The 15,990-nt window shown below is 77.3% G+C and carries 15 protein-coding genes; 4 read left to right on the top strand and 11 right to left on the bottom strand.

The window, feature by feature from the left end:
* Positions 1–47: 47 nt before the first annotated feature.
* The 3 genes from ACFUMH_RS14525 to ACFUMH_RS14515 are packed head-to-tail and all read right to left on the bottom strand — an operon-like array spanning position 48 to position 2,238.
* Positions 48–788, bottom strand: a complete 741-nt coding sequence (locus ACFUMH_RS14525; RefSeq protein ID WP_378206876.1) for a DUF3618 domain-containing protein — start codon at positions 786–788, stop codon at positions 48–50.
* Positions 785–1,282: a phage holin family protein gene (locus ACFUMH_RS14520; protein WP_378206873.1), complete on the bottom strand. Its 498-nt coding sequence runs from the start codon at positions 1,280–1,282 to the stop codon at positions 785–787. Before ACFUMH_RS14520 ends, ACFUMH_RS14525 begins: the two co-directional genes overlap by 4 nt.
* On the bottom strand, positions 1,279–2,238 hold the full coding sequence (locus ACFUMH_RS14515) for a hypothetical protein (RefSeq protein ID WP_378206870.1): 960 nt from the start codon (positions 2,236–2,238) through the stop codon (positions 1,279–1,281). The genes ACFUMH_RS14520 and ACFUMH_RS14515 overlap by 4 nt, the downstream gene beginning before the upstream one ends.
* 398 nt (positions 2,239–2,636) lie before the next feature.
* Here ACFUMH_RS14515 and ACFUMH_RS14510 point away from each other — a divergent pair, with 398 nt between their 5' ends.
* The 3 genes from ACFUMH_RS14510 (at position 2,637) to dinB (ending at position 5,372) form a co-directional block, all read left to right on the top strand.
* Entirely contained in the window at positions 2,637–3,128 is a 492-nt protein-coding gene (locus ACFUMH_RS14510; RefSeq protein WP_378206867.1) for a hypothetical protein, read from the top strand.
* A gap of 5 nt (positions 3,129–3,133) precedes the next feature.
* On the top strand, positions 3,134–4,111 hold the full coding sequence (locus ACFUMH_RS14505; protein WP_378206864.1) for a DUF2891 family protein: 978 nt from the start codon (positions 3,134–3,136) through the stop codon (positions 4,109–4,111).
* 64 nt (positions 4,112–4,175) lie between these two features.
* Positions 4,176–5,372: a DNA polymerase IV gene (gene dinB, locus ACFUMH_RS14500; protein WP_378206861.1), complete on the top strand. Its 1,197-nt coding sequence runs from the start codon at positions 4,176–4,178 to the stop codon at positions 5,370–5,372.
* 25 nt (positions 5,373–5,397) lie between these two features.
* Here the strand turns inward: dinB and ACFUMH_RS14495 are convergent, their stop codons facing one another.
* On the bottom strand, positions 5,398–6,324 hold the full coding sequence (locus ACFUMH_RS14495; protein WP_378206858.1) for a PfkB family carbohydrate kinase: 927 nt from the start codon (positions 6,322–6,324) through the stop codon (positions 5,398–5,400).
* A 143-nt stretch (positions 6,325–6,467) separates the two neighbouring features.
* On the opposite strand from ACFUMH_RS14495, the gene ACFUMH_RS14490 reads away from it, so the two are divergent.
* Positions 6,468–8,759, top strand: a complete 2,292-nt coding sequence (locus tag ACFUMH_RS14490) for a glycoside hydrolase family 65 protein (protein ID WP_378206855.1) — start codon at positions 6,468–6,470, stop codon at positions 8,757–8,759.
* On the opposite strand, the gene ACFUMH_RS14485 is transcribed toward ACFUMH_RS14490, so the two are convergent.
* From ACFUMH_RS14485 to ACFUMH_RS14455, 7 genes are all read right to left on the bottom strand, one after another.
* The gene (locus ACFUMH_RS14485) at positions 8,729–9,334 is read right to left on the bottom strand and encodes a GNAT family N-acetyltransferase (RefSeq protein ID WP_378206851.1); all 606 of its coding nucleotides are present in this window, start codon (positions 9,332–9,334) and stop codon (positions 8,729–8,731) included. The genes ACFUMH_RS14490 and ACFUMH_RS14485 overlap by 31 nt on opposite strands.
* 67 nt (positions 9,335–9,401) lie before the next feature.
* Positions 9,402–11,282: an ATP-binding protein gene (locus ACFUMH_RS14480; protein WP_378206847.1), complete on the bottom strand. Its 1,881-nt coding sequence runs from the start codon at positions 11,280–11,282 to the stop codon at positions 9,402–9,404.
* Positions 11,279–11,473, bottom strand: a complete 195-nt coding sequence (locus ACFUMH_RS14475; RefSeq protein ID WP_378206844.1) for a hypothetical protein — start codon at positions 11,471–11,473, stop codon at positions 11,279–11,281. The genes ACFUMH_RS14480 and ACFUMH_RS14475 overlap by 4 nt, the downstream gene beginning before the upstream one ends.
* Positions 11,470–12,957, bottom strand: coding sequence for a glycosyltransferase (locus ACFUMH_RS14470; RefSeq protein WP_378206841.1), 1,488 nt, complete (start codon positions 12,955–12,957; stop codon positions 11,470–11,472). The genes ACFUMH_RS14475 and ACFUMH_RS14470 overlap by 4 nt, the downstream gene beginning before the upstream one ends.
* A complete protein-coding gene (locus ACFUMH_RS14465) occupies positions 12,954–13,724 on the bottom strand; it encodes a histidinol-phosphatase (protein ID WP_378206838.1) in 771 nt (256 codons plus the stop codon). Before ACFUMH_RS14465 ends, ACFUMH_RS14470 begins: the two co-directional genes overlap by 4 nt.
* Positions 13,721–14,689, bottom strand: a complete 969-nt coding sequence (locus ACFUMH_RS14460) for an ATP-grasp domain-containing protein (protein ID WP_378206835.1) — start codon at positions 14,687–14,689, stop codon at positions 13,721–13,723. Before ACFUMH_RS14460 ends, ACFUMH_RS14465 begins: the two co-directional genes overlap by 4 nt.
* Positions 14,686–15,783, bottom strand: coding sequence for a response regulator (locus ACFUMH_RS14455; RefSeq protein WP_378206832.1), 1,098 nt, complete (start codon positions 15,781–15,783; stop codon positions 14,686–14,688). The genes ACFUMH_RS14460 and ACFUMH_RS14455 overlap by 4 nt, the downstream gene beginning before the upstream one ends.
* Positions 15,784–15,990: the final 207 nt, after the last annotated feature.

Below are 15,990 nucleotides of genomic sequence, written 5' to 3'. Positions count from 1 at the left end.
CCGGTCCCCGAGGGACCGGACCGCCGCGCCGTGACGACCGCGGGAGGTCAGTAGCCCTGCGGGCTGTACGCCTCGCTCCCCCGGTCCTGGTCCTGGCCGCCGGCCGACTGGACGTTGCCCTGGACGCGGTCGCGCGCGCCCTGCGCCTCGTCCTTGACCGACGCCGCCTCGTCCTGGCCGACGCCCTTGACGTGCTCGACGCCCTCCGTGGCGCGCTCCTTGAGCGCGGCGGCGGCCTCCTGCGCGGGCTCGCGGAGGTTCTGCGCCGCCTCCTGGGCGACACCCTTCACCGCCGGCGCGAGGTCCTGCGCCTTGTCCTTGACCGCCGAGGCCGCCCGCGACTCCTTCTGGCTCGCGGGCAGCAGCGAGCCGGCGAGCCAGCCGACACCGAACGCGATGAGGCCGGCGGCGAGCGGGTTGCCCGCGGCCGCCTCCTTGGCGCGCGCGGGCGCGGCCGCGGCGGCGTCCTTGACCTGGCCGGGGGCCTGCGCGAGCGAGTGCCCCGCGGACGAGCCCGCCGACGACGCCGACGACGCCGCGCCGGACGCCTTGTCGGCGACCGAGTGGCCGGCGCCGCTGACCGAGTCGGCCACCGAGTGGCCCGCGTCGCTGACGGTCCCCATGACCCGCTCCTTCACGTCGGTCAGCCGGCTCTTCACCTCGTCGGCCTTGCGGTGCGCGACCGTCTTCGGGTTCACGCTGTCCGTCAGCTGGTCGACGTTGGCCGAGAGGTCCGCTCGGGTGCGCTCGATGTCGGCGCGGATCTGGTCCGGGTCGCTCGTGCTCATCGGTTCTTCTCCTCGTGTCCTCGGGCGGCGTTGGGGATCTTCTTCAGGGTCTCGGCCGTGCGCGGTGCGCCACCGACCTCCTTGACCTGCTTCTGCCCGCGCTTGGCGAGCACGAGCGCGACGACTCCCCAGAGGATCGCCACGACCAGGGCCGACCAGCCCCGGTTGATGAGGGCGCCGAGCGCCCACCAGAGCGAGACGGAGACGAACACCAGCGCGAGGTTCGCGGCGACCGCTGCGCCGCCGAACATGCCGGCGCCCGTGCCTGCCTTCTTCGCCTGGTCCGTGAGCTCGACCTTCGCGAGCTCGACCTCCTGGCGGAAGAGCGTGGACAGGTCCTGCGTGATCTCGCCCAGCAGCGTGCCGATCGACGGGCGGTCGTCGCCGTCGCCGGCGGCACCGGCCGCACCGGCGGGCGTGCCGGCCGGGTAGCCGGCCGCGCCCGCGGGGCCTGCGGCGCCCACGGGATCGGTGGGCCCGTAGCCGGTGGTCATCGCTGGTCCTCCCGCTCGACGCCGCTCCACGGCTCACCGGTCGCGGTGCCGCCCAGGCCGGCCTCGTCGTCCGGGATGCCGCCGGGCGTGGTCTGCACCGGCGCGGGGCCGCCGACCGTCTCGTCGGGCGCGGCGCCCTCGCCGTACACGGCGCGCGACGCGGCGAGGTACTCGGGCTCCTCGGCGGCGGGCGTCCCCCACGCGCCCTGCCCGGCGACGGTCGAGGCGTCGTCCGCGACCGAGCCGGTCGGGAGCGGGCCGGTCGTGCCCAGGTCGTCCGCGACGGCGGCCGTGCCGCCCGCGAACCCGGCACCCGTGGCGTAGCCGGCACCGGTCGCGTAGCCGGCCGACGTGCCGCCGACCGTGCCGCTCGTGGGCGTCGTCGTGCCCGTCGTCGTCACCTCACCCGACGTGGAGCCGCTGTCGGACGCCGCGCTCAGGCCGCGCGTCAGGCGCCCGGCGAGCAGGCCGGCGCCGGCCGCGACGGCCAGGAAGACGCCCGGCCGGCGGCGTGCGAAGTCGGAGACGGCCGTGATCAGCTCGCCGGGCTCGCGCTCGTCGAGCCAGGACGCGGCCGTGCCGGTCCGGTCGGCGACCTGCCGCGCGAGGTCGGTGGCGAGGCCGCCGCCCTCGGAGCTGTCGGCCATGCGGGCGAGCTCGTCGCCCAGGCCGCGCAGGCCGTCGGCGAGGCGCTTCTGCTGCGCGCCGGCCTGGCCGCTGACCTCGGAGCGGGCCTGGTCGAGCAGGCCGCGGGCCTGCTCCTTGGCCTCCGCCGTCACCTGCCGTGCCTGGTCCTTGGCCTCGTGCGCCACGGTGCGGCCGCTCTCGGCCGCGCTCTGGGCGACGCCGGCCGCCTCCTGCTGCGCCGCCTGGGCGGTGTCCTTGGCGGTCTGCGTGGCCGATCCCGTGCCGCTGCTGGCGCCGCCGGTCTGACCGGCTGCGTAGTCGGTGCTCATGTCGTCGTCCTCTCACCACGGGTGCGTGCACCCGTCGGACCGCTGGAGTCGTTCGCCGTCCCGCTGCGAGGGCAGGGGGTGCCGACGCGGCGACCTGGCGGTCGCCGTGCGGGACGGTGTGCTGGTGGCCGTCTGCTCGACCTGGTCGACGCGACGAGCGCGCCGTGTCCCGGGGTGCGCACCCCGGGCCTGCTCCCGGTCCGCGGGGTGCGCATCCCCGCGTCCGGCTCGTACAGCGACGCTAGGCATGCCGTCCAGGTCCCGCCACCGGAACGGGACGCACCGGGCGGCCCGGGCGGTGCGGGACCGGCCGGGTACGGGCGCCGCCCGGTGGTCCCCGCGCGGTCCGGCACGGCGCGGCCTACGGTCGGGTGGACGTCCCGCGACCAGGAGGCCCCGTGACCGCAGCCCGACGACCCGCCGCACCGCCCGGCCCGGCCGGACGGCGCCCCGGCGGGCCGGTACGGACCGTCGGGCGGGTGCTGCTGGGTGCGGCCCTGGCCTTCGCCGGCACCGGGCACCTGACGTTCGCGCGGCAGGACTTCCAGGCGCAGGTGCCTGCGTGGGTGCCGCTCGACCCGGACGTGACCGTCGTCGGCTCGGGCGTCGTCGAGGTGGCCCTCGGGACGGCCCTGGTGGCGGCGCCGCGGCGCTGGCGCCCGCTGGTCGGCGCCGTGGTCGCGGCGTTCTTCGTCGCGGTGTTCCCCGGCAACGTGTCGCAGTACGTGACCGGGACCGACGCGTTCGGCCTCGACTCGGACGCGAAGCGGCTCGCGCGCCTGCCGTTCCAGCCGCTGCTCGTGCTCTGGGCGCTGTGGTCGACCGGCGCGTGGCGCACGTTCCGGGCGTGGCGCGCCGGGAGGGGCGCCCCGCGCCGCGCGGGGGCGTGACGCGCGTGCCGACGCCCGCCGACCTCGCCCCCGTCGCCGCGGCCGTCGTCCGCGCCAACCTGACGACGCCGTGGCCCTACCACCTCGTGCACCTGGCGTCCTCGGCCGACGACGTGCGCACCCCTGCCGAGCTGTACCCGGCGTTCCACACGTCGTTCGACTGGCACTCGTGCGTGCACATGCACTGGCTCGGGGTCGAGGTGCTGCGCGCCGGGCACGCCGACCCGGACCTGCGCGCGCTGCTCGGCACGACGCTGACCGCCGGGCGCGTCGCCGGCGAGGTGGCGTACCTGCGGGCGCACCCGGCGTTCGAGCGTCCGTACGGGTGGGCCTGGGCCGCGCGCCTGGCGGCGTCGTGCCGCGCGGCCGCCGACGCCGGCGACGCCGACGCGGCGGCGTGGGCGGACGCGACCGCGCCGCTGGCGGCGACGGTCCTCGACCTCGCCCTCCCCTGGCTGGCGCGCGTCGAGCTGCCGGTCCGCCACGGCGTGCACTCCAACACCGCGTTCGGGCTCGCCCTGCTGCTGACGGCGGCGGACGACCTCGGCCTGGCGGACGCCGCCCGCCGGCTGCGCGCGCAGGCCGTCCGGCTGTACGGCGACGACCGCGACTGGGCGACCCGCTGGGAGACGAGCGGGCACGACTTCCTGTCCCCCGGCCTCGCCGAGGCCGACCTGATGGCCCGCGTCCTGCCGGCGGACGCGCTGCACGCGTGGTGGACGGGCTTCCTGCCCCGGCCGCTCGAGCTCGCGCGGCCCGTGCGCGTGGTCGACCCGACGGACGGGCACGCGGTGCACCTGGACGGGCTCAACCTCTCGCGCGCGGGGGCGCTGCTCCGGCTGGGGACGGCGCTCGACGACCCGGCGCTGCGCGCGGCGGGCGAGGAGCTCCTGGCCGTCGGCCTGCGGGCGCTCGACAACCCCGACTTCGTGGCGACGCACTGGCTCGCGTCGTTCGCCTGGGACGCGGTGGCCAGCGGCTGAGACGCGCGTCCGCGCGCCGGGCACCGGCCGCGCCGATGTCGGTGGCGGGGTCGAACATGTGTTCGTGCCCGAGCCCCGCGCCGCGATCCTCCACGCCGATCTGGACGCGTTCTACGCGTCGGTCGAGCAGCGGGACGACCCGCGCCTGCGCGGCCGTCCCGTGGCGGTGGGCGGCGGCGTGGTGCTGGCCGCGTCGTACGAGGCGAAGCGGCGCGGTGTCCGCACCGCGATGGGCGGCCGCGCGGCGCGGGCCGCCTGCCCCGACCTCGTCGTGGTGCCGCCGCGCTTCGAGGCGTACGTCGAGGCGAGCCGGGCCGTCTTCGCGGTGTTCCACGACCTGACGCCTGCCGTGCAGGGCGTCTCGATCGACGAGGCGTTCCTCGACGTGGGCGGCCTGCAGCGCCTCGACGCGACGCCGCCCGTGGACCTCGCCGCACGGCTGCGCGCGCGCGTGCGCGCCGAGGTGGGCCTGTCCATCACCGTCGGCGTGGCGCGCACGCCGTTCCTCGCGAAGGTCGCCAGCCGCGTCGCCAAGCCCGACGGCCTGCTGCTCGTGCCGCCCGACGGCGAGGACGCGTTCCTGCACCCGCTGCCGGTCGAGCTGCTGTGGGGCGTGGGCGAGGTGACTGCGGGGCGCCTGCGCGGCTACGGGCTGCACACCGCCGGGGACGTGGCCGCGCTGCCCGAGCACGTGCTCGTGGGCGTGCTCGGGCCCGCGGCGGGCCGCCACCTGCACGCCGTGGTGCACGGGCGCACGCCGGAGCACGTCGTGACCGACCGCCGGCGGTCGTCGGTCGGGGCGCAGCGCGCGCTCGGGCCGGGGCCGCACGCGCCGGCGGACGTCCGGTCCGCGCTGCTGGGACTGGTCGACCGGGTCGCGCGCCGGCTGCGCGCCGGGCACCGGACCGCCCGTACGGTCGTCCTGCGCCTGCGGTTCGCGGACTACACCCGCGCGACGCGGTCGCACACGCTCGCGCACGCGACGGACTCCGGCGAGCGGCTCGCCGCGGCCGCGACCGCCCTCCTCGAGGACGCGGCACCCCTCGTGCGGGAGCGCGGGATCACGCTCGTGGGCGTCTCGCTGACCAACCTCGGCTCGGACGACGCGGTGCAGGACGTGCTGCCGCTCGAGCACGCCGACCGGTCCCCGCTCGACGCCGCCGCCGACGCGGTGGCGCAGCGCTTCGGCAGCGGGACGGTCGTGCGCGCGAGCCTGCTGCGCACGGGCGAGGGGTTCGCGGTGCCGCAGCTGCCGGGATGACGGCGCGCACCGCGCCTCGGCACCCTCACCCCCCGTGGTGCACCCGGGCACGCCGGGCGGCGTCGGCGAGCCGGCCCGGGTCGAGGTCCGGCCGCCCGCCGAGGCGTCCCACGGTGCTGGCCGCCGCCGCCGACGCCCACCAGCCCGCCGTCGCGGGGTCGTGCCCCGCCAAGAGCGCGGCCGTCAGCCCGCCGACGAAGGAGTCACCCGCCCCCGTCGGGTCGACCGGGGCGCCGCCCAGCAGCGGGACGACGACGTGACCGCCGTCCCACGCGACCACGTTCGCGTCCCCGGCCTCGAGCGCGACGACGCGCGGCCCCCGCGCGACGAGCTCGCGCGCGGCCTCGACCCCCGCGGCCACGCCCCCGACCGGCCGCCCCACGAGCACCCCGGCCTCCGCTGCGTCGGCGCGCAGCACGTGCGCGGTGGCCACCAGGCGCTCCCGCAGGCCGTCGTCCTGCGGCGCACCGTCGGCGACGACGAGGGCGTCCGGGCCGCACGCGTCGAGCGCGGCGCCGATCGCCGGGGCCGGCTGCTGGAGCTGAAGGAGCACGGCGCGCGCACCCCGGACGGCGCCCGCGGCGGACCGCACGTCCGCGGGGCGCAGGAGGACGTCGTCCGCGACGTGCTCGAGCAGGCGGCGCTCGCCCCCGTCGGCGACGACGTCGAGCAGCAGGGCCGTCGCCGCGCCCGCCCGCCGGACGACGTGCCGCACGTCGATCCCGTCCGCACGCGCCTGCGCGAGGACGTCGTCGGCGGCCCGGTCGTCGCCGACGACCCCGACGAGACCGACCGCGAGGCCCAGCTGCGCGCACGCGACCGCCTGGTTGGCGCCCTTGCCGCCGAGCACCTCGACGCGCCCGCGCACCGGCGCGGACCCGCCCGCGCCGGGCACGCCCCCGACCCGCAGGACCAGGTCGCGGCCCACCTGGCCGACCACCACGACGTCCACGTGCGTCCCTCCCGTCGTCGGCGCGCGCACGCCCGACGCGCACACCGGGACCACCCTGGGGCGCCGCCGCGCGGACCGCGAGCGGTGCCGCCCGGCGCCCGACCGCCCGTGCGGAGCGCCGGGGACCGTGGTCCACTGTGCCCGTGCCGCTGACCGTCGAGCCCTGGGTCCTGCGCGAACCGACGCTGGACGTCGACGACCTCGCCCGCACCGCGGCCCTGCTGACGGTCGCGAACGGCCACCTCGGCGTGCGCGGCGTGCTCGAGGAGCAGCGGCCGTCGGTGCCCGCCGGCACGCTGCTGTCGCCCGTGCACGAGCGGTACCCGCACGGCTACGCGGAGCACGCGTACGGGTACCCGGACCACGAGGACCGGCTCGAGCCGGTCGTCGACGCGTGCGGTGTGGCCCTCGACGTCGACGACGAGCCGTTCGACGTCCGCACGGGCACGCTCGAGCACCACGAGCGGCGGCTCGACCTGCGCACCGGGGTGCTCGAGCGGGAGGCCGTGTGGACGTCCCCGGGCGGCACGACCGTCGAGGTGCGCACGCGCCGCTGGGTGTCCCTCGTGCGGCGCGAGCTGGTCGTCGCGACGTACGAGGTGCGCGCGCCGCGCGGGGCCCGGGTCCGCGTGCGGCCCGTGCCGGGCTGCGCGGGGCCGTCGTCGGACACGTCCGGTCCCGGGCTGGTCACCGAGGCGTGCGGGCACGAGGACGGTGCGACGTGGGTCGCGCAGCGCACGGTGCTCGCGGGCGTCGGGGCGGTGCTCGCGACGGCGCACGCCGTGTCGACGTCCGGCGACGCCCGGCACCGCTGGGCGTCGGCGCCGCACGGCCGGGCGCTCGAGGCGGACCTGGGCGCGGGCGAGGCCGTGCGGGTGACGACGCACGCGGCGTACGCGTGCGGGCGCCGTCCCGTCGAGAACCTCCTCGCCGACGCCCGCACGGTGCTGACCGACGCGGCCGACGCGGGCGACGACGTGCTCGAGGCGGAGCACCGCGCCTTCCTCGACGACGTGTGGGAGCGCGCGGACGTCGTCGTCGAGGGGGACCACGAGCTGCAGCAGGCCGTGCGGCTCGCGGTCCTGCACACGGTGCAGGCGGCCGCGGCGGTCGAGGGCACGGGCCTGCGCGCGAAGGGGCTGACCGGCACGGGCTACCACGGCCACACGTTCTGGGACGCGGAGAGCTTCGTGCTGCCGGTGCTCGACCACGTGCTGCCGACGGCCGCGGCGGCGCACCTGCGCTGGCGGCACGCGACGCTGCCGCGGGCCGTGGAGCGGGCACGCACCCTGGGCCTGCCGGGGGCCGCGTTCCCGTGGCGCACGATCACCGGGACGGAGTGCTCCGGCTACTGGCCGGCCAGCACCGCGGCGGTGCACGTCACCGCCGACATCACGCTCGCCCTGGTCCGCCACGTGGCCGTCACCGGGGACACGGAGCTCGAGCGGGAGATCGGCGTCGACCTGCTCGTGCACGGCGCCCGGTTCTGGATGGGGCGCGGGCACCACGACGCCGACGGCGCGTTCCACGTGCACGGGGTGACGGGCCCGGACGAGTACACCGCGGTCGTCGACGACAACACGTACACCAACCTGGTGGTGGCGCGGTCGCTGGCCGCCGCGGTCGACGTCACGGGACGCCGGCCGGACGACGCCCGGCGCCTCGGCGTCGACGACGAGGAGCGCGCCCGCTGGGCGGCCGCCGCCGAGGCCGTGGTCGTGCCCTACGCGGAGGACCTGGGGGTCACCGAGCAGTCGGCGGGCTTCACGCGGCACCCCGCGTGGGACTTCGCGCGCGGGCCCGACGGCTGGACGCCGTACGAGGACCGCGTGCACTACACCGAGCTGTACCGGCACCAGCTGGTCAAGCAGGCGGACCTCGTGCTCGCGCTCGTCGTGGCGGGCGACCGGTTCAGCACGGAGCAGAAGCGCCGCGACTTCGCCTACTACGAGCCGCTGACCGTGCGGGACTCGTCGCTGTCGGCGAGCGTGCAGGCCGTCGTCGCGGCCGAGCTCGGGCACCTCACGCTCGCGCACGGGTACACGCGCGAGTGCGCGTTCCTCGACCTGCACGACCTGCGCCGCGAGACGCAGGAGGGCGTCCACGTCGCGGCCATGGCGGGCACGTGGGACGCGCTCGTGTCCGGGTTCGGCGGGCTGCGCGTGGACGGCACGGGGCTGCGGCTCGCGCCGCGCCTCCCGCCGGGCATCGCGCGGCTCGTCTTCCGCGTGCAGGCGGACGGGTCCCGCCTGGAGGTCGACGCGCGCCGCGACGAGGTCACCTACCGGCTGCTCACCGGGGACCGGCTGCCGCTGCGGCACGGCGACGAGCCGCTCGTCCTGACGTCCGCGGAGCCCGAGGTGCGCCGCGCGCTCGAGCCGGTCGCCGAGCCGACGCCGCCGCGTCAGCCGCCGGGCCGCGAGCCGCGCACCTGAGGCACGCCCGCCTCCCCGAGCTCGCGCCGCACGACCCACCGCTCGCGGTGGCCGCTGTGCGCCGTGGTCGGCGCGGCCCGGTGGAACCCGGCCGCCTCGAACAGCTCCACGGTCCCGACGTAGCCGGGGACGACGTCGACCCGCGTCCCGGCCACCTCGACCGGGTAGCCCTCCACCACCTGGGCCCCGTGCGCCCGCGCGTGCTCGACCGCACCGGCGAGCAGCACGTGCATGAGCCCGCGCCGGCGGAAGCCGGCGCGCACGACGAGGCAGACGACGCTCCACGGGTCGCGGTCGTCGAGCGTCGGGATGGTGCGCGAGCGCCCGAGCCGCCGGTACGTGCTGCGCGGCGCGACGGAGCACCAGCCCGCGACCTCGTCGTCGACGTGGACGAGCACGCCCGGACCCGGCTCGGTGTCGCACCGCGCGCTCATGTACGCCGGGCGCTCGGCGTTCGGCACGCGCGCGTCCCGGTAGGACGTGCACCAGCACGCGCCGGCGCCCTGCCGCCGCGGGCCGACCACCCGCGCGAGGTCGTCGAACCGCCCCGCGGCGGGGCGCACGCCCGTCGTCATGCCGCGACGCTACGCCCGGGCACCGCCGCCGCGGCCCCGGCGCCCCCGGCCGCCGTGGGCCCGGGCCTCAGCGGCCGTCCTGCGCGGGCGGCGCCGACGGCAGGGTGACGAGGAACGTCGTGCCCTCCCCCACCGTGCTCTGCACGTCGAGCCGGCCGCCGTGCGCGTCGACGACCGCCTTCGTGATGGACAGCCCGAGGCCGACGCCGGGGATGGCGCGGCGCGCGGCGTTCGTCGCGCGGAAGAACCGCGAGGCGAGGTTGCCCAGCTCGTCGGCGGGGATGCCGATGCCGGTGTCGGACACGGCGAGGTGCGCGCCGCCGTCGGCCGTCGGCGCGACCTCGACGCGCACCGAGCCGCCCTGCGGCGTGAACTTCAGCGCGTTGGACACGAGGTTGTCCACGACCTGGCCGAGGCGCACGGGGTCGGCCTGCAGCGGGGCGTCCTCGACGGCCGCGACGAGCGTCACCCGCGCCTGCTCGGCCGCGGGGGCCGCCGACGCGAGCGACGCACGCGCAACCGCGCCGAGGTCGGCGGCCTGCGGCGTGATCGCGAAGGTCCCGGCGTCCACCTGCGCCGACAGCAGGAGGTCGCTGACGAGCCGCAGCTGCCGGCGTGCGTTGCGCTCCACCACGGTGAGGTACTCGCGCTGCTCGTCGCTGAGCGGCTCCGTGCCGTCGAGGAGCAGCTCGAGGTACCCGAGCACCGACGTGAGGGGCGTGCGCAGCTCGTGGCTGACCAGGCCGAGGAACTGGTCCTTGAGCCGCGCGGCCTCGCGCTCGGCCGTGACGTCGGTGGCGACGACGACGTACCCGCCGACCGAGCCGTCGGCCTCGAGACGCCGGGTCACGGCGAGCCGGACCGTGACGTGCGCGCCGTCCGCGCGCACGTACGTCCAGTCCCGGACGTCGGCGCTGCCACCGCGCACGGGGGCGACGAGCGCCTCGACGAGGTCCCGCTGCTCGCCGAGGGGGCCGTCGCCGTGGCGTGCCGGCGCGGACCGGTGCCGCGCGCGCCGGTCGTCGATCTCGCCGCGCAGGTGGAAGTCCGTCAGGTGCATGCGGCCCACGACCCCGCCCTGCGGGTAGCCGAGCAGGCGCTCCGCGCCGGGGTTGAAGATCTCGACGAGGCCCGCGCGGTCGGTCGCGATGATGGCCTGCTCGGTGGCGGAGTCGATGACGGACACGAGCTGGTCGCGCGCGGCCCGGTGCGCGCTGGCGGCGCGCTGCAGCTCGACGGCCGACTCGCGGGTGCGCGCCAGCAGCTCGGCCTGCTCGGCCTGCAGCGCGACGAGGCGGTGGTTGTGCGCGCGCATCCGCTCGGTCGTCTCGTGCACGAGGATGCTGACGGCAAGCGCGCTCGCGGCGACGAGGAAGCTGCGCAGCGCGACGACGTCCCGCTCGACGTACGGGTCGAACACGGCCGACACGGCGACGGTCGCGGCGGTGCCCAGCGTGGCGACGACGATCCGGGCGCGGCCCGGCCGTGCGCTGAGCGCGATCACGGGGATGTACACGAGCGCCGCGTACGGGGACGAGAGCCCGCCGGTCCCGACCCGCAGCGCCGCGACAGCCATGATCTGCAGCAGCGGGAGCAGGTCCTGCGTACCGCTGCGCAGCTCGCGCCACGGCACCACGAGCGCGAGCACCAAGGACGTGACCGTGAGCACCACGGCGACCACCACCGCGGCGGGTGCCGTGATGTCCACGCCCGGCAGCCACAGCGTCGCCGCCGCCACCACGAACAGGACGGCGAACGGCAGCTGCCGCTCGAGCACCGTGCCGTCGGGGCCGAGCCGGCGCGAGACCGCGCGCAGCACGCGCGAGGACGACGTGGCCCAGTCGGGCGCGGGCGCCTCCCGCGCCGGCCCCGCCGGGCTCACCCGCCTCGCCGGGGCCGCCGGGGTCTCGTCGACCCCGTCGCGCGCGGTGGTGCGGGCGTCGGTCACCGCGTCACGGCCTGCAGCACGACCGCGACGGCGGTCGCCAGCGCGCCGGCGGCCGACGCGACCACGACCCAGCGCTCGCCGCGCCGGTTCGCCTCGATCTCGTCCTCGAGCGCGTCGGGCGTCAGGGTGGCCCAGCGCTGCGTGCGCGTGGCGTCGGCGTCGTGCGCGCCGCGCGGCGTCGGCGTGCTCATGCGGCCACCCGCCCCGTCTTCTCGGTCTTGTCCCAGACCATCGCGTCGCCGCGCCACTCCTTGACGTAGGCGTCGAGCGTGATGGCGCACAGCACGGGGCCGTACCCGACGGCGTACAGGAGCGGCCGGGACAGCCACCCGACCCACCGGCGCCCCTCGAGCGCGCGCACGACGTGCGCCATGACCATGGACAGCGCGGGCCACGAGTAGAGCAGCAGCAGCCAGGTCTCGCGGCCGGCGTCGCTCAGCTCGAGCCCGAACCAGCCGGGCACGGTGGTCTCCCAGAACTGCGGGAACCCGGCCGCGACGATGAGGACGAGGGCGCCGAACCCGGGGAACGTCAGCCCCTCGAACCACGACCGCCGGGCCGTGTCGAGGTCGACGAGCAGCGCCGTCACCGTCAGGTACACGTACGCCGCGATGCCGACCCACCACAGGTTCCCGAACAGCCGGGTGGCCAGCGTCGGCTCCGCGAGGTGGAGCCCGATGAGCCCGACGGAGGACAGGATGAGCGTGAACGGCAGCGCGTACGTGGAGAACCACACCAGGCCGAACCCGAACGACCCGAGCCGGTGCGTGCGCGACGGGCGGAACCACACGTGGCGGAAGCGCCGCGTGATCTGCACGTTCCCGCGACCCCACCGCGCGCGCTGCTTCCACAGCGCCCGGATCGAGTCGGGCTCTTCCGCGAGGACCACCGCCGAGCCGTCGAAGACGACGCGCCGCCCGTCCATCTGCGTGAGGAACGTCGTGACGGTGTCCTCGGCGAGCGTCGTCGTGTCGATGCGGCCGCCGAGCGCCTCGAGGTTCTCGCGGGTGTGCAGCTGCGCACCGCCGGCGAGGCACGCGAGCGCGCCGATGACGTTCTGCGCGCGCCGGGCGCACGCCTGCGCGGTCACGTACTCGTAGCCGATGAAGCGGGCGACGCCGCCCGGCTTGCTGCTGCCCTCGCGGATGTACGCGGTGACGGCGCCGATCGCCGGGTCGGCGAGGTGGCGCGTCATGCGGCGCAGCGCGTCGGGCCGGTAGATGACGTCGGCGTCCGTGATGAGCAGCGCCTGCATCCAGTCGTCGGCGAGCACCTCGCGGATGCCGTGGTTGAGCGTGTGCGCCTTGCCCTGGCCGCCCTGGTCGCGGCGCAGGTGGATGACGCGTCCCGGGTAGCGCTCCGCCTCGGCCCGCACCACGTCGGGGGTGTCGTCCGTGCTCGCGTCGTCGATGACGTACACGCGCAGCCGCTCCGGCGGGTACTGCAGCCGCATGAGCCGCTCGATCGACGCGTGGAGCACCGCGCCCTCGTTCCACGCGGGGATGAGCACCGCGACGTTCGGCAGGTACGGCGCCGCCGCGGGCAGGTGGTTGCGCCACGCGTGCACGGGCAGCAGCGCGTACTGGTAGAGCCCGCCGATCGCGGGCACGACACCGACGGCGACGCACGCCACGAGCAGGCCCACGAGCACGTCGTGGAGCACGTCCCCGGTCATGCGGTCCCCCCGGTCGCACGGGCCGGCGCGAGCCGGCGGTAGACGCCCACGTCCGTGGCGACGTGCGCGTCGGTCGAGGCGACGAGCAGCACGCCCGCCCCCGCCCAGCGTGCGCGCACCCGCGGCCCGGGGCACGCCCACTTCTCGTTCACCTCGGCGGGCGTGCCGGTCGCGACGAGCACGGCGGCGAGCGCGTCGAGCAGCGCGTCGGGCACGTCGTCCTCGTCCAGGCCGACCTTGGGCAGCACCGAGAACGGGTGGGCCAGCTGCGCGCGGCCGGTGCGCTCGACGGCCCGCGCCGTGGCGGTGACGAGCATCTCCACGACGTCGGCCGGGCGCACCGCGCCGGCGTCGAGGCGCTCGCGCACGACGCGCGGGCTCCACGGCCCGTCGGGACCGGGCAGCTGGTGGTCGGCGAGCAGCACGCGGTCCGGGCCGTCCGGCGTCCCGAGCGCGGCCAGGACGTCGGCGGGCGCGTCGACGGCCCCCGCGACGTCGAGGACCTTCGCCTCCACGCCCGTCAGCACCTCGAGCCCGTCGACCGGCGGCAGCGCGCGGACGGCCGCGAGCATGTCCGGCACGTGCGTCGACGTCGTGCGCACGTGGTCGACCATCCGGACGCGCCGCAGGCCGGCGCGCCGCGCGGCCGCCAGGTTCTCCGCGGGCGTCGACACCGCGTCGTCCGAGAACGTCGAGTGGACGTGGTGGTCCTCGTCGAGCCGCGGCGTGCCCGCCGCGGGTGCGGTGGCGGTGCGGTCGGTGCTCATCGCGGGCCCAGGACGTCCTCGACCGGCAGGAACACGTCCTCGAGGTAGCGGACGTTGGCCAGGGCCCGGTGCTCGACGCGGTCCGGCACGGGCCGGCCGAGCACGGCGTCGAGCACGAGCGACGGCATGTCGACGCCCGACGCGATGGTCAGCGGCATCGCGCCCGGGAACCGCGGGTTGACCTCCAGCAGCGCCGGGACGCCGTCCGCGTCGCGCTTGAGCTGCACGTTCGCGACGGAGGTCAGCCCCACGGCCCGCGCCACGGCCGACGCCGTCCCGACGAGGTCCGCGTCGTGCAGCGTCACGCCGGCCACGGCCACGCCCGAGTCGACGCGCATCCGGGCCCGCGGGACGGCGGCCACGACGTGCCCGTCCGGGGCCGCGAGGACGTCCACCGAGTACTCGTCGCCGGGCAGGAGCTCCTGCACCAGCAGGTCCTCCTCGGCGTGCACGGCGTCGAGCTCGGCCGCGGACGCGACCGTGCGCACGCCGCGCGACCCGGCGCCGCGGCGCGGCTTGACGATGACCGGGAACTCCCAGCCGTCGAGCGCCTGCGGCGTGCCGACCAGCTCGGTCCGCGGCGTGCGGACCGTGCGCTCGCACGCGCGGGCGAGCGCCAGCTTGTCGAGGCACGTCTCGATCGTCGCGAGCGACGGCGCCGCGAGCAGCGTGCCCGCGGCCGCGAGGTCGTCGCGGGCCGCGGCCAGGCGCGGCAGCTCGACGTCGACGGTCGCGAACAGCACGTCGACCTCGTCCTCGCGGCACATCGCGCGCACCACGTCGACGAAGTCGTCCGCCCGGCCGGCCGGGACCAGCCGCCGGTGCGCGGGCGGCACGAGGTAGAGGGCGCTGGCCCAGGGGTCCATGTCCGCCGCCAGCACGTCGACGTCCCCGCGCCGCAGCAGCGAGCGGATGACGGCGACCCCGGCGGGTCCGCCCGCCCCGGTCACGAGAACCCGCGTCATGCCACCACTCCCTCGTCGTCCTGGCGTCGCCCGGCCGGTGCCGCCGCGTGCTCCTCGCGCGCGGTCGGTGCCGCCGCCCCGTGCCCGCCGCCGACGGCGGCCGCCGCGCGGACCGTCTCGAGCGGCTCGGCGTACGTCCCGGTGCCGAACCGCGACCAGTACCGCGCGGTGGCGCGCACGACGTCGGGGTGCATGTAGTCGCGGTGCCCCTGCGACGCGAACGCCGCGAGCATCTCCAGCTTGGTGTCGACGAACCCGTCGACCGGCACGAAGCGGTCCGGCCGGTAGTCGACCGTCGCCGACGGGCTCTGGAAGCACGCGACCGACGGGACGCGGCGCGTGCCGACGGCCACGGCCTCGTGCACCGCCCGGTGGTCCTGGTGTCGGTCGTGCTTCGAGTGCGTGTAGACGATCGTCGGGCCCACGTCGGCGACGGTCTGCTCGACCACCTCGATAAGGCCCTCGGCCTGCGCCATGCGCGTGTCCGGGAAGTCGTGCAGGAACAGGCGCGCGCCGATCACCGCGGACGCCGCCAGCGCCTCGCGCCGGCGCGCGTCGGCGTCGCCGCCCACCGCACCGCCCGACATCGTCAGGACCACCACGGAGTCGCCCGCCGCCCGGTGCGAGGCGAGCGTGGCGCCCACGCCGATCTCGACGTCGTCGGGGTGGGCGCCGATCGCGAGGACGACCGCGCCCGAGGTCGCCGTGGCGCGCCGGCGCCCCTCCGCCGCGAGCGCGGTGACGCGCTCGAGCAGCATGCCGGCGGCGACCGGCTTGACGAGGAACTCGTCGGCGTCGCGCCGCAGCGCCTCGACCGCGTAGTCGACGCTCGCGAACGCCGTCATGACGGCCACCGGGACGCCCGGCGCCCGGGACCGCAGCTCGACGAGCAGCTCGAGGCCGCTCATGCCGGGCATCTGGATGTCGGTCACGACGGCGTCGAACGTCCGCTGCGCGACCTCGGCCAGGGCGGACGCGGGGTCGTGCACGACCGTGACGGACATGCCGCCGCGCCGGCTCAGCACGGTGCGCACGTACTGCGCGGTGTCGACGTCGTCCTCGACCACGAGGACCTCGTACTGCTCCCCCGCCACCCGCTTCTCCCCCCGACGGCTCGGGCAACGCTAACCCGCCCCCAGGGCACCGGCACACGGGCGGCGACCACCTGGACGGCCGTCTGACCAGGCCTTTCGGACGTTTGGGGGCGAGCCGGGCACGGTCTCACCCGCTGCGCGCGGCCCGCCGGCCACGCCGACCAGCGCCACGCGCACGGACGCCCCGGCACCCGTGGGGTGCCGGGG

It is taken from the genome of Cellulomonas sp. NPDC057328 (assembly GCF_042667215.1).
Lineage (GTDB): Bacteria > Actinomycetota > Actinomycetes > Actinomycetales > Cellulomonadaceae > Cellulomonas.
The sequence above is the reverse complement of the archived record's forward strand: the minus strand, read 5'-3'. Positions and strand labels throughout refer to the sequence as shown.

Excerpts from the sequence above, each read along its gene's own strand:
- ACFUMH_RS14520 (WP_378206873.1), bottom strand. The coding sequence starts at position 1,282 with ATGACCACCGGCTACGGGCCCACCGATCCCGTGGGCGCCGCAGGCCCC.
- ACFUMH_RS14485 (WP_378206851.1), bottom strand. The coding sequence starts at position 9,334 with ATGACGACGGGCGTGCGCCCCGCCGCGGGGCGGTTCGACGACCTCGCG.
- ACFUMH_RS14460 (WP_378206835.1), bottom strand. The coding sequence starts at position 14,689 with ATGACGCGGGTTCTCGTGACCGGGGCGGGCGGACCCGCCGGGGTCGCC.
- ACFUMH_RS14465 (WP_378206838.1), bottom strand. The coding sequence starts at position 13,724 with ATGAGCACCGACCGCACCGCCACCGCACCCGCGGCGGGCACGCCGCGG.
- ACFUMH_RS14525 (WP_378206876.1), bottom strand. The coding sequence starts at position 788 with ATGAGCACGAGCGACCCGGACCAGATCCGCGCCGACATCGAGCGCACC.
- ACFUMH_RS14515 (WP_378206870.1), bottom strand. The coding sequence starts at position 2,238 with ATGAGCACCGACTACGCAGCCGGTCAGACCGGCGGCGCCAGCAGCGGC.
- ACFUMH_RS14475 (WP_378206844.1), bottom strand. The coding sequence starts at position 11,473 with ATGAGCACGCCGACGCCGCGCGGCGCGCACGACGCCGACGCCACGCGC.
- ACFUMH_RS14470 (WP_378206841.1), bottom strand. The coding sequence starts at position 12,957 with ATGACCGGGGACGTGCTCCACGACGTGCTCGTGGGCCTGCTCGTGGCG.